We start from the raw sequence: 12,289 nt of genomic DNA, 5'->3' as shown, positions 1-12,289 counted from the left end.
AAAATTTTTATCAAGCAAAAAACCAGGTCTGCTTCGACCTGGTTGCAGGGCATAACCCGTACTTCGGCAAAATCAGTACAGCTTGGTATCCGGTCCGATGCTCTCCAGCTTTTGCTTCACGCTTTGCAGGAAACGTCCGCAAATGAGCCCGTCGAGCACGCGGTGATCCAAAGACATGCACAAGTTTACCATCGAACGTACCGCGATCATGTCATTGATGACAACCGGGCGTTTTACGATGGATTCCACGCTGAGAATCGCTGCCTGCGGTGCATTGATGATCGGCTGGGACAGAACAGAGCCGAAAGATCCGGTATTGTTCACGGTAAACGTACCGCCAGTCATGTCGTCCATCGTCAGCTTGCCAGCACGCGTGCGCGCAGCCAGATCGTCCACCGACTTGGCGATGCCGAGGATCGATTTTTGATCGGCATCCTTGATGACAGGCACATACAGGGCATCTTCTGTCGCAACGGCGATCGAGATGTTGATGTCTTTTTTCACGATGATCTTGTCATTCGCCCAGGTGGAATTGATCATCGGAAATTCTTTCAGCGCTTCCACGACCGCCTTGATAAAGAACGGCAAGAAAGTCAGATTGAGCCCTTCCTTTTTGGCGAACTCGGATTTGGCCTGGTTGCGGAAGTTGACCAGATTGGTTACGTCCACCTCGATCATCGTCCAGGCATGCGGAGCTTCGTGCTTGCTCTGCACCATGCGGCTGGCGATCGTGCGGCGGATAGGCGTCACCGGAACGACTTGATCGCCGCTGGCAACCGGGATGTCGATTGAAGCTGCTGGTGTCGCAGCTGGAGCAGCGGTCGCTTGTGGTGCAGGGGTTGTCGCAGCAGGCGCAGGCGTTGCCGCCACTGGCGCTTGGGCAACAGCTTCCACTACTGGTTCAGCAGGTTTTTGACCACCTGCATCAATAATTGCTTGCACGTCCTTGCGCGTAATGCGCCCTCCCGCACCCGTACCTGCGACGCGAGACAAATCAATGCCATGCTGCTGGGAAAGCCTCATCACAGCAGGAGAATAACGTTGCTTAGGCCCTTCGTTTCCAGCTGCCTGTGGAGCAGCGGCAGAAGCAGATGGCACCGAGATCGCTGCCACCGCAGGCGCTGCGCTCGGTTGGCTGGCTGCCACGGCTGGTGTAGCTGGGGCAGCCGCCTCAGCTGCCGGACTCGCTTGCTCCGCCGATCCTCCGCCACTTTCTTCGATATATAGAATCAACGTTCCGACTGCTACAGTTTCTCCTTCCGCAACCACGATCTCCGTTACCCGACCGGATACGGTAGAAGGAACTTCCGCATTCACTTTGTCCGTCGTCACTTCAGCCAATGAATCGTATTTTTTGACGGTATCGCCAACATTGACCAGCCATTTGCTGATAGTCCCCTCGGTTACACTCTCACCCAGTTGGGGCATAAGTACTTTCGTTGCCATGACCTGTGGTCCTCCTCGCCTTTAAAAGTTGGCCAACTCGCGCATTGCTTCCAACACTTTATCCGGATTCAGCATGAAAAATTTCTCCATCGGAGGACTGTACGGCATTGCAGGTACATCCGGTCCGCACAGACGTTTGATTGGAGCATCGAGATCGAACAGGCAATGCTCGGCAACGATCGCCGCCACCTCTCCGCCGACTCCGCCCTCTTTGTTGTCTTCGTGCACGATCAGCACTTTTCCGGTCTTGGAGGCAGCTTCTGCAATCGCTTCCTTATCCAATGGGTACAAGGTGCGCAAGTCGAGAACATGCGCGCTGATACCTTCCTGTGCGAGCTTCTCGGCTGCTTGCAGGCAGAAGTGCAGGGCGAGCCCGTAAGAAATAACCGTAATGTCCGTACCTTCACGCTTGACGTCCGCTTTTCCGATCGGCAGGACATAGTCGTGCTCAGGCACTTCGCCTTTGATCAGGCGATAGCAACGCTTGTGCTCGAAAAAGAGAACCGGGTCCTCGTCGCGGATCGCCGCTTTGAGCAAGCCTTTTGCATCGTAAGGGGTGGACGGAGCCACCACTTTCAGCCCAGGGATATTCGTAAACATCGCTTCCACCGACTGCGAGTGATAGAGAGCGCCGTGCACGCCGCCGCCGAATGGAGCCCGGATCGTGAGCGGGCAATTCCAGTCGTTGTTGGAACGGTAGCGCATCTTCGCCGCTTCGCTGACAATCTGGTTGACGGCTGGCATGATGAAGTCGGCAAACTGGATTTCCGCAATCGGCCGCATGCCGTAAGCAGCCGCCCCGATCCCTACCCCGACAATCGCCGATTCAGCCAGCGGAGTATCAATCACGCGCTCCTCGCCAAATTCATCAATCAATCCATTGGTCGCACGGAATACGCCACCGCGTACCCCTACGTCTTCTCCAAGAATAAACACATTGGGATCGCGACGCATTTCTTCCCGCATCGCCATCGTAATCGCATCAATAAACGAAATGACTGCCATGAAAGATCCCCCCTTAGTTCCCGTATACGTGAGTCAATGTCGATTCAGGTGTCGGATATGGTGCGTTTTCCGCATACTCGGTCGCTTCGTCCACTTCCAGCTGCACACGAGCCAGCATATCCGCTTCTGTATTTTCATCGAGCAAGCCGATTTCTCTCAAGTAAGCCGCGAAAACGATCAACGGATCTTTTTTCTTCGCTTCTTCGACTTCTTCACGCGTGCGATAGACGCGGTCGTCGTCGTCACTCGAATGGGGAACCAGACGGTACATGACCGCTTCGATCAAGGTTGCTCCTTCACCGCGACGAGCGCGATCAACAGCTTCCTTCATGACGCGATACACTTCAATCGGATCGTTGCCGTCTACGCTGACACCCGGGAAGCCGTAGCCAAGAGCGCGGTCCGCCACGCTTTCGCAAGCCAGTTGCTTCTTCAATGGAACAGAGATAGCGTACTTGTTGTTTTCACAGAAAAAGATGACCGGGAGCTTGTGCACGCCCGCAAAGTTGGCACCCTCGTGGAAATCCCCCTGGTTGCTGGAGCCTTCCCCGAAAGAGGTGTACACGACAAAATCTTTGTTTTGCATTTTGCCTGCCAAGGCCATGCCCACCGCATGCGGCACTTGGGTCGTAACCGGGCTGGAACCTGTCAGGATGTTGTATTTTTTACCGCCGAAGTGACCAGGCATTTGGCGGCCGCCACTGTTCGGATCTTCTGCTTTGGCAAAAGCGGAGAGCATGCAATCACGGGCAGTCTGACCAAATACCAGCACCAGGCCGAGATCGCGATAGTACGGGCACAAGAAGTCTTTGTCCGTCTCCAGAGCGAAAGCTGCTCCTACCTGTGCTGCCTCCTGACCCTGGCAGGAAATGACGAATGGCACTTTGCCCGCCCGATTCAACAGCCACTGGCGTTCGTCAATTTTTCGCGCGAGCAGCATGTAATAGTACATGTCCAGAACTTGCGCATCTGTCAAACCAACTTGTTCATGCCGTTTGGTTGTCATTGTGGATACCCTCCTTGCTAATTGTGAATCGCTTTTCCATCGACGGCCAATGCCGCTTCCATAATCGCCTCTGAGAGAGATGGATGCGGATGGATGGTCTGTCCAATCTCCCATGGCGTCGCATCCAGTACCCGGGCCAAGCCCGCCTCGGAGATCATGTCGGTCACGTGCGTACCGATCATGTGAACCCCTAGCAAATCATTCGTTTTGGCATCAACGACCAACTTCACAAAGCCGTCATTCTCGCCATGGATCAGTGCCTTGCCCAATGGCTTGAAGCTGAATTTGCCTACCTTTACTTCAAAGCCTTGCTCGCGCGCCTCTTTTTCCGTCAAGCCGACATTCGCCACTTCCGGACGGCTGTACGTGCATTTGGGAACCTTCGTGTAATCGAGCGGATGCGGATTCAGCCCAGCCATGTGCTCGACAGCCAAAATTCCTTCGTGCGAAGCAACGTGAGCCAGCTGCAAGCCGCCAATCACATCGCCAATGGCATATATATGCGATTCTGCCGTCTGGAAATGTTCGTTGACCACGACGACTCCACGCTCGATCTTGATCTCGGTCGCTTCGAGGCCGATGTTTTCTACATTGGCTTGGCGGCCTACCGAGACGAGAACTTTTTCTGCTTCAAAACGGTCGACGCCGTTTTTCGTCTCAGCCGAAATGCTGACTTTGCCCTCGCCTTTTTCCAGCGTCTCGGGAAGCACCTTCGCCCCTGTGACGATGTTGACTTTGCGTTTTTTCAGCAAGCGAGCCAGTTCCTTGCTCACTTCTTCGTCTTCGAATGGCAAAATGCGATCTGCGTACTCGACAATCGTCACATCGACGCCAAAGTCGTTCAGCATGGACGCCCACTCGATTCCGATCACGCCGCCTCCGACGATCACGACCGACTTCGGCAGCTGTTCCCACTGGAGTGCCTCGTCGCTCGTCACTACATAAGAGCCGTCAATGACCAGCCCAGGAAGCGTACGCGGGCGGGAACCCGTCGCGAGCAGCAAAAAGCGCGGCACGATCATTTCCTGATCGCCGTTTTCTTTTTCAATGCGGACAGCACCTGCTTGCGGCGAAAAGATGGATGGCCCCATCACGCGGCCGAAGCCTTCGAAAATCGTGATGCTGCCTTTTTTCATCAAGTATTGAATCCCTTTATGAAGTTGGTCGATAATGCCTTGCTTGCGCTCCTGGATTTTGCTGAAATCATAGCCAACCGCGCCTGCCGATACACCGTATTTGTCCGCTTCCTTCAAGGTCGAAAATACTTCTGCGCTGCGCAAAAGCGCTTTGGACGGAATGCAGCCGCGATGCAGGCACGTTCCACCCAGCTTTTCTTTTTCCACAATCGCGACTTTCATTCCCAACTGGGACGCACGGATCGCTGCTACATAGCCGCCGGTTCCTCCACCGAGAACGACCAGATCAAATTCTTGTGACATGCTTGAGCTCTCCTTTCATAGAAGCGCCTTCACGCATTGGCGAAGACAGTCGAAAAAGCTGGTTGCTGCTCTTTTGTGGCGTTTGCCTACGTTTTTATGAGAATGAGAATATTCTAAGAACAGAGGATATGTACCCCCTGACCGCCCATTCATCGAGAAAAAGAAAGAGCGGGAGCAGGGGAATGGTTTCATTTAAGAACGATTAGCGGTGGTAAACCGTTTTTCCGTTTTGCAGGAAAGTGTTGCGGGATTTGCCCACGCTGGCAATGCGCTCTTCTGCCATGCGGTCAGCCGCCTTGTAGGATGGCATGCCGTCGCGCTCAGCAATTTCGTACACTTTCAAGATCGTGTCGTAGATGGTTTCTACTTTTTTCAGGGCGCGCTCGCGGTTGTAGCCTTGCAGTTCGTCAGCCACGTTGATAACGCCGCCTGCGTTGATCACATAGTCTGGCGCATAGATCAGACCCATTTCGTGGATTTGATCGCCGTGACGCTCTTCTTTCAGCTGGTTGTTCGCCGCACCGGCAATTACTTTTGCTTTCAACAGCGGAATGGTGTCGTCGTTGATGATCGCACCAAGCGCGCAAGGAGAGAAGATGTCGCACTCTACGCCAAAGATGTCGTTGACGCCAACTGCTTTTGCTCCGAAATCGTTGACAGCGCGGTTTACGTTTTCTTCATTGATGTCGGTTACGATCAGGTGTGCGCCTTCCTCATGCAGGTGGCGGCACAGGTTGTATGCCACGTTTCCTACACCTTGTACAGCAACGACACGGCCGGACAAGGAATCAGATCCGAAAGCGAGCTTCGCAGATGCCTTCATACCGCGATATACCCCGTAAGCTGTTACCGGAGACGGGTTGCCGCTGGAGCCGAATGCAGGAGAAACGCCTGTTACGTAGTCTGTTTCCAGGTGGATCATGTCCATGTCAGCAACAGTCGTACCTACGTCTTCTGCTGTGATGTAACGGCCATTCAGACCTTGGATGTAGCGGCCGAATGCGCGGAACAGCTCTTCACTTTTATGCTGGCGCGGATCTCCGATGATCACGGCTTTACCGCCGCCGATATTGAGGCCAGCAGCAGCATTTTTGTAAGTCATGCCGCGACCGAGACGCAGTACGTCGATGATCGCTTCTTCTTCGGTTTTGTACGGCCACATGCGCGTGCCGCCCAATGCTGGTCCGAGTGTCGTATCATGAATGCAAATGATTGCTTTCAAACCGGAATTTTCGTCTTGGCAAAATACCAGTTGCTCGTAGTCGTACTTTTGCATGTAGTCAAAGATGTTCAATGAAGAAACCTCCCTAGTCTCATTCTTCTGGGTTAACAGTGGGCTCCGTGTGGAGAATTTCCCGTCAAGCAGTTTATGCAAAAGTCATGCCAACACCCTCTGCGTTTTGAAAGCGCTTTATTATTAGGGACGTGGATGAAATCTCCATCCGTCAAGTGTGCATGTTTTTGCATGGTCGCGCAGGAATTTGCATGCAAAAAATTGCACACTTAATTTCTTTCTTCCTGCTCATCCATGATTCCCAATTTTTCCATCTTGTAATACAAACTGCGAATGGCAATTCCCAACCGCTTCGCCGCCACGGTCCGGTTCCCTTTGGCCGCAGCCAGCTCCCGGATGATATGCTGACGTTCTGCTTCCTCCATCGCTTGCTTCAATGTTTTCCCTGTGGAGCTTGCCGTCACTTCTGCTTCCTGGCGGGCATGGCTTATTTTCCGCTCCAGCGGGGGCAAATGCTCAGGCAAAATGGTGCGCTCATTGATGCGCATATGTATCATCGCCCTGCCCAAAACGTTCTCCAGCTCCCGCACATTGCCCGGCCAATGATAGGACAACAGCATTTGCAACGTTTCTTCGTGCAGCTCCTCGACATTGCGGCCGTATTCCAGATTCGCCTTGCGCAGCAAGTACATCGCAATCGGCTTGATGTCTTCCAGGCGCTGTCTGAGCGGAGGAATGTGGATGGGCACCACATGCAGGCGATAGTACAAGTCTTCCCGAAATTTCCCGGCTCCTATCGCCGCTTCGAGATTCACATGCGTGGCTGCGATCACCCGGACATCGATGTTGATCGGTTTCGTACCGCCGACCCGGACGACTTCGCGCTCTTGCAGGACGCGCAAAAGCATGACCTGCATCCCCATGGACAGCTCACCGATTTCGTCTAAAAATATCGTGCCTCCGCTTGCTTCCTCGAACAATCCGCGCTTGCCGCCGCGCCTCGCACCCGTGAAAGCCCCTTCCTCGTAGCCGAACAGCTCGCTCTCCAGCAAGCTTTCGGAGATCGCTGCGCAGTTGACGCGGATAAACTGGTTGTACTTGCGCTCGCTCGCGTTGTGGATCGCGTGGGCAAACAGTTCCTTACCCGTGCCGGATTCGCCACGCAGCAGCACGGTGGCTGGCGTCAACGCCGCCTTTTTTGCTTGCTCGATGGCGCTTTTCATCTGTTCGCTGTAGCCGATAATATCTGCGAAGCTGTATTTCGCCTCCAGCGTTCGGATGATCCGTCTCGCTTTTTCCAGCTCCTCGGTCAGCCGCTTGAACTCGGATACGTCGTGAATGACCCCGACGCTGCCTTTCAACTCGCCATCAACCACGACCGGAGCGACGTTCACCACGACGTCCTTGCGCTTGGGGCCGAGCTTCATCGGCACGCCCCTGACAGGCCGCTTCGTCTTCAACACTTGCATGTGCATGCTGTCGCCTTCGGAGATATCGACTGTAGCCGGCTTGCCGATAATATCGTCCGGCGAAAGCCCGGTCAGTCTCGTGTAGGCCGGGTTGATTAACAGACCGATGCCGTTTTGATCCACGACAGAAATCGCTTCGTCGGAAGACTGAATAATCGCTTGCAGCATGCTTTGCAATTCTTTCAGATCGGTCACTTCCTCCGCCAGCGCCATGACCTCGGTAATGTCGCGGAAAATCGCTACGGCTCCCACTACTTCTCCCTTGTCGTTTCGCACGGGAACGCGGTTCGTAATGATTCTCGTCTGATTGGGCAAAATCTGCTCCTGATTCAGTTCAGGACAGCCCGTCTCTAATACAATATGTAGTCTGGTGTTGGGTATACGCTCGGATACTTTTGTATCCAGCACTTCGCTTGCTTCAATGTCCATCAAGCGTTCTGCCGCTTTGTTGAACAACGTGATAATGCCTTGCCGATTGACCCCGATAATCGCATCGTGCGTGGAGTCGAGCATCGTTTCCCGCTCCCGCTGGTTTTGCATCATGACGGCAATCAGCTTGTCACGCTCGCGAATGAGCCGCATGACAATTCTCGTAAAGGTCCCTGGGATGAGCACCGTCTTGTCCTGCTTTAGCTGCCTGAGGTGCTCGTATTCGTTCAAGTCGCCCGTCGCTTCCAAAATGACGTCCAGCTCGTCGTCCAAATAAGGCCGATAATCCGTATCGACCTTGATTCCAAACGATTTCGCCAGGGCAATTCCGGGAGCGTCAGGCCGATGATCCACTACGGCTACAATTTTCAGCCTGTCCATCTGGTTCAGCATCCGCAACAGAGCCGTTCCGCCTCGTCCAGCACCTACTATAAGCAGCTTGTGCATGCGCTAGACCCCTCACTTTTCATCTTACTCGTTACCATTGTACTGCAACAAACCGTTGATGGACAGGCTCTTCTCCCTAACGTGCGCTCGCTCGTGTGCACACACGGACTTGTGGACAAGCAACCAGGCATTCGCTATGATGAAGAAATGAGAGAGAAAGGTGTGAACCACCAGTGATCGTACAGAAAGTCATTGCCCTTTTAATCATGGTCATTCCGGCTGCGATTGCCATGTACGGAATCAAGCTGATCCGTGATGCTTTCTTTTATTCCACGGCACCCGATGTGGGTTTCATGTGGGGTCAACTGATCCTCGGCGTGCTTGCTCTGGTCATCCCTATTTTGTTTATTGCGGGCTTCATTTTACACCATGAACGAAAAAAAAATCGGGTTCAGCCCCGCTTTATGATTCGCGAGCCAGAAGACGACGAGTAGAACAGGCAGGTAATGATCTGCCTGTTTTTTTAATGCCCCGCTCATCTCCCCCACTCATCCAGCCTGCGCAACCACGCCTGTCGTTCAATGACCCGCGAAAAGGACACAAACTCCGCCGCAACCTGCAACGTCACGAACCCGGCGAGAAATGTCACTTGCCACAAAAGCGGTACGGTCGTCACATACAAATAGCCGATGGAAAATCCAAGCGCATTTGCCCCGGTATCCCCGAGCATCATCCTGCCTCCTGCGTCGTGCGGAAACAACAGGACGCTGGCTACGAGAAGTGGCAGCAGGAACAGCCAGACAAACAACGCCTCCTCTGACGTCGCCGCAAGCACCCCGACAGCGATCGCCATGCAGACGAGCAGCCAATACACTTTGATCGCCCGCCCCGGTCTTAGGTCAAACAAGTTGAGGATGTTCGGAGAAATCGCCAGCAAGCCGCAGGCGACCAGCCAGGCGAAAATGTCGCTGGTGAGGAAGAGTGAGACAGCCACTGCGGTAAGCCCTCCGCCGATCAGCTTCCACATGCCGCTGGTCACTCGCCTTTCTTGCCACAAGACGCGAAAATGACCGCGAAAGCCTTTTGTCGTGCCATCGTTGGAGCGGTCGTCGATCCAGCCCCAGCAAGCCATTGCCGCCATTCCGCAAGCAAGAAGAACGCCGTGCAGCAGCACAGGGCTGAAAGCGCCTCGCCACCTCATAAAACCAAGCTGGACGACTGTTGTCAGCAGCATGCTTGCTACGAGCATCAATCCTCCCGCCGTAAGCACTTGTTCTCCGGCGTAATTGAATCGAGTCATGCCCTGGTTCAACAGAAACCGCGAAAAAAACGCGAGCAACGGGCGATGCCAGGCGAGCGGCAAGCCTAGAGCGAGCGCAAGCCCGAGGACGACCTTCATCTCCAAGCTTTTCCCTCCCACCACTTTCGGCACAACGTCCTGCCGATTGCCACAAATTCTTTGCCGCGATGAGCGTAGCCTTGCCAGTCGTTGCCTGTTTCCCGATGCTGAAACAAGACGGGCACTTCGTGAATGCGGTATCCTGCGCGCAACGCATCGACTGTAAGCCCGACCTCGATGCCAAAGCCTTTGTCGACTTTGCCGAGATGGGCCAGCAAGTCGCGGCGCATGGCTCTTTGCCCGGACAAGGGCGCTCGCGCTTCAAAGCCGGTCAGCCATTTGATCCCTTGATGAGCGAGCCCTTTTGCCAGGCCCATCCCGGCCTTTTGCTTGGGCGGCGGCAAAATCGCCACGGTCATGTCGCAGGCGTCAGCCAAAAGCGGAGGGAGCAAATGCTCAGCCTCGGCAGCACTTTCCCGCAAGTCTCCATCCAAAAGCATGATCACATCGCCACGCGCGTGCTGCCAGCCCAGTTGGACAGCCGCCCCTTTGCCCAGGTTGTACGGGTGGGATATCACCGTATCTGCCCATTTTTTGGCCAAGGTCGCTGTCTCATCCTCGCTGCCGTCGTCCACGACGATCAGCTCATCGCAAAAGAAGCGTTCGCGAATCGCCCGCAGCGTAACGCCAATCTCCTCTGCTTCGTTATAGGCCGGAATGATGACGCTAACTTTTTTCACGCGCTACCCTCATTTCCGTCAGTCGCTGCTGCATTTTTTCCAGCAAGGCCCACTGCTTGCCGACCGAGTCCGGCACTTGCTCGACCAGCAGCCATTTCCCTGCTGTCGCCCCCTGTTGCAGCCATGGCGGCGGCTGCTTGGCAACGACGAGCAACAAACCGTCTTCCCACGACTTGCCCTGCTCGTAAGGAACAACCTCAACCCCCATGGCGCGCATCAAGCGGGTAATAGGCCGGGCTTCCTTGTCGCCCTCCTGCCAGACGTATACCTTTTTTCCTCCCAATTCATTGCCGTAGCGCATCGCCATCATGTGGACGGCTTCCTCGTTGCGTTGCTCGACTTCCTGAAGCAGCCGATTGATTTGCTGTTTCAAGTCCTGGTTGCTTTTGAGTGCCCGGTCGTACTTCGCCTCCATTTTCAGCAAAATTTCCTGAGCGCCCTGGGAAAACCAGGGATGTCCCGCTGTTCCGCCCAGCAGGATACCGACTCCGAGAGCGATGAATACAGCAGCCAGTGTAATCAGGTGATGCCGGAAAGAAATCATAGCGCCTCCTTAGAAAGCCCATGTCCGCCATTGCGTCCAGAGCATTTGGGCAGCGTGGCGGGCAATCGGATTGACCATCAAGGCTGCCGTAACGGGCAAAAGCATCGCAGCGAGACACCAGCCCCACAGCTTCCACGACCCGGAAGGCTGGTACAGCTGACTGACCCCTTTGGCGTCGATCAGCCTCGGTCCGATTTTCGTCCGCACCAAAAGCGTGCTCGCCATCCCTTTGCGTCCCTTTTCCAGAAAATCAATCATGTTCGTATGCGCCCCGATCGTCACAATCAGCTCGGCCTGATTTTCGTAGGCCAAAAGCATGGCGACATCTTCGCTTGTCCCCGGAGCAGGTAGCACGTGGTGAGCCATCCCCAGCCGCTCGACTCGCGCTTTCCCCGGCGCAGTGCCGTCCACATAGGCATGCACAACGATTTCTGCACCGCATTGCAAAGCTTTATCAGAGATGCTGTCCATATCGCCTACGATCAGGTCGGGCTTGTACCCCGATTGCAACAGCGCGTCCGCGCCACCGTCGACTCCGATCAAAACCGGATCGTATTCGCGGATGTACGACGAGAGCGTCTGCAAGTCTTCCCTGTAGTGCTTGCCGCGCACAACGACCACGACATGCTTTTTTTCCAATGGCGTTTTCAGCGGCGTGGCGTGCAGCGGCTTCAGAAACAAGTCTTTTTCTTTTTGCGCGTAAAGCAGCGTGTTATCTATAAATAAAGAAAGGGTGTCGTCCAGTCTGCTTTGCGCCTCGGCCCATTTGCTGACCACGACGTCCATTCTTACTTCGCGAAGCGGCAGCGCCATTTCCCATTGCGCTTCTCGCCGCAATTCCAGCCGGCCATCGCGGATCGCGGCATCCTGGCCGTCCCACGCTTCCCAGGCTGTCGGGATCGGCTGGGCTGAATCGGACTCTGCCTCAAACAAAGCCACGCCCGCGCCAAGCAACAATCGCGCTCCTTCGGCTGGATACTGCCCGGTCATAAAAGGGGCAAGATTGACAATCACCCGCGTTCCCGCTTCCAATAGCGATCGCGCCGCCATTTCATCCACATCCGGATGATCGATGACAGCGATCTGGTGGGGGTGGAGCCGTTTGCAAAGCTGCTTCGTTTTTCGATCCGCAGCAATCACTCCCGTATAGGTAAGAAAACCGCGGCTTTTTCGCTTGCCCATCTTTTCCACCTCCAGCCATTAGTATGCTAAAAATTTCCTCGGAGCATGCAAAAAAGAGGTTGTGCATGT

The 12,289-nt window shown here is 54.6% G+C and carries 11 protein-coding genes; 1 reads left to right on the top strand and 10 read right to left on the bottom strand.

Annotation, left to right across the window (positions count from 1 at the left end; translation table 11 throughout):
• Window positions 1–72: 72 nt before the first annotated feature.
• The 6 genes from EDM60_RS21965 to EDM60_RS21940 all read right to left on the bottom strand — a co-directional run bounded on the left by EDM60_RS21965 (window position 73) and on the right by EDM60_RS21940 (window position 8,475).
• Window positions 73–1,446, bottom strand: a complete 1,374-nt coding sequence (locus EDM60_RS21965; protein ID WP_122965868.1) for a dihydrolipoamide acetyltransferase family protein — start codon at window positions 1,444–1,446, stop codon at window positions 73–75.
• Between the two features lie 21 nt (window positions 1,447–1,467).
• Window positions 1,468–2,451, bottom strand: coding sequence for an alpha-ketoacid dehydrogenase subunit beta (locus EDM60_RS21960; protein WP_063226862.1), 984 nt, complete (start codon window positions 2,449–2,451; stop codon window positions 1,468–1,470).
• Window positions 2,452–2,464: 13 nt separating this feature from the next.
• Window positions 2,465–3,457, bottom strand: a complete 993-nt coding sequence (locus tag EDM60_RS21955) for a thiamine pyrophosphate-dependent dehydrogenase E1 component subunit alpha (protein ID WP_063226861.1) — start codon at window positions 3,455–3,457, stop codon at window positions 2,465–2,467.
• A 17-nt stretch (window positions 3,458–3,474) separates the two neighbouring features.
• Complete coding sequence (lpdA, locus tag EDM60_RS21950) at window positions 3,475–4,896, bottom strand: dihydrolipoyl dehydrogenase (RefSeq protein ID WP_122965867.1); 1,422 nt, start codon at window positions 4,894–4,896, stop codon at window positions 3,475–3,477.
• A gap of 202 nt (window positions 4,897–5,098) precedes the next feature.
• Window positions 5,099–6,190, bottom strand: a complete 1,092-nt coding sequence (locus EDM60_RS21945; protein WP_063226859.1) for a Glu/Leu/Phe/Val dehydrogenase dimerization domain-containing protein — start codon at window positions 6,188–6,190, stop codon at window positions 5,099–5,101.
• A 209-nt stretch (window positions 6,191–6,399) separates the two neighbouring features.
• Complete coding sequence (locus EDM60_RS21940; RefSeq protein ID WP_122965866.1) at window positions 6,400–8,475, bottom strand: sigma 54-interacting transcriptional regulator; 2,076 nt, start codon at window positions 8,473–8,475, stop codon at window positions 6,400–6,402.
• 173 nt (window positions 8,476–8,648) lie between these two features.
• Between EDM60_RS21940 and EDM60_RS21935 the strand changes: the two genes are divergently transcribed.
• Complete coding sequence (locus tag EDM60_RS21935) at window positions 8,649–8,909, top strand: DUF2627 domain-containing protein (RefSeq protein ID WP_063226857.1); 261 nt, start codon at window positions 8,649–8,651, stop codon at window positions 8,907–8,909.
• Window positions 8,910–8,950: 41 nt separating this feature from the next.
• Here EDM60_RS21935 and EDM60_RS21930 read toward each other — a convergent pair whose 3' ends face one another.
• Genes EDM60_RS21930 through steA form a run of 4 tightly spaced genes read right to left on the bottom strand, consistent with a single transcriptional unit; the run spans window position 8,951 to window position 12,220 of the window.
• On the bottom strand, window positions 8,951–9,814 hold the full coding sequence (locus tag EDM60_RS21930; RefSeq protein ID WP_122965896.1) for a UbiA prenyltransferase family protein: 864 nt from the start codon (window positions 9,812–9,814) through the stop codon (window positions 8,951–8,953).
• Complete coding sequence (locus EDM60_RS21925) at window positions 9,811–10,494, bottom strand: glycosyltransferase family 2 protein (protein WP_122965865.1); 684 nt, start codon at window positions 10,492–10,494, stop codon at window positions 9,811–9,813. Before EDM60_RS21925 ends, EDM60_RS21930 begins: the two co-directional genes overlap by 4 nt.
• Window positions 10,481–11,038 carry a copper transporter gene (locus tag EDM60_RS21920; RefSeq protein WP_122965864.1) on the bottom strand — a complete coding sequence of 186 codons (558 nt, stop codon included), beginning with the start codon at window positions 11,036–11,038 and terminating at the stop codon, window positions 10,481–10,483. The genes EDM60_RS21925 and EDM60_RS21920 overlap by 14 nt, the downstream gene beginning before the upstream one ends.
• A 9-nt stretch (window positions 11,039–11,047) precedes the next feature.
• On the bottom strand, window positions 11,048–12,220 hold the full coding sequence (steA, locus tag EDM60_RS21915; protein ID WP_122965863.1) for a putative cytokinetic ring protein SteA: 1,173 nt from the start codon (window positions 12,218–12,220) through the stop codon (window positions 11,048–11,050).
• Window positions 12,221–12,289: the final 69 nt, after the last annotated feature.

Source organism: Brevibacillus parabrevis (assembly GCF_003710905.1).
GTDB classification, from domain to species: domain Bacteria; phylum Bacillota; class Bacilli; order Brevibacillales; family Brevibacillaceae; genus Brevibacillus; species Brevibacillus parabrevis.
The sequence above is the reverse complement of the archived record's forward strand: the minus strand, read 5'-3'. Positions and strand labels throughout refer to the sequence as shown.

Bases quoted from the DNA above. Each gene is read 5' to 3' on its own strand.
- lpdA (WP_122965867.1), bottom strand. From the start codon at position 4,896: ATGTCACAAGAATTTGATCTGGTCGTTCTCGGTGGAGGAACCGGCGGC.
- EDM60_RS21930 (WP_122965896.1), bottom strand. From the start codon at position 9,814: ATGAAGGTCGTCCTCGGGCTTGCGCTCGCTCTAGGCTTGCCGCTCGCC.
- EDM60_RS21955 (WP_063226861.1), bottom strand. From the start codon at position 3,457: ATGACAACCAAACGGCATGAACAAGTTGGTTTGACAGATGCGCAAGTT.
- EDM60_RS21965 (WP_122965868.1), bottom strand. From the start codon at position 1,446: ATGGCAACGAAAGTACTTATGCCCCAACTGGGTGAGAGTGTAACCGAG.
- EDM60_RS21960 (WP_063226862.1), bottom strand. From the start codon at position 2,451: ATGGCAGTCATTTCGTTTATTGATGCGATTACGATGGCGATGCGGGAA.
- EDM60_RS21920 (WP_122965864.1), bottom strand. From the start codon at position 11,038: ATGATTTCTTTCCGGCATCACCTGATTACACTGGCTGCTGTATTCATC.
- steA (WP_122965863.1), bottom strand. From the start codon at position 12,220: ATGGGCAAGCGAAAAAGCCGCGGTTTTCTTACCTATACGGGAGTGATT.
- EDM60_RS21940 (WP_122965866.1), bottom strand. From the start codon at position 8,475: ATGCACAAGCTGCTTATAGTAGGTGCTGGACGAGGCGGAACGGCTCTG.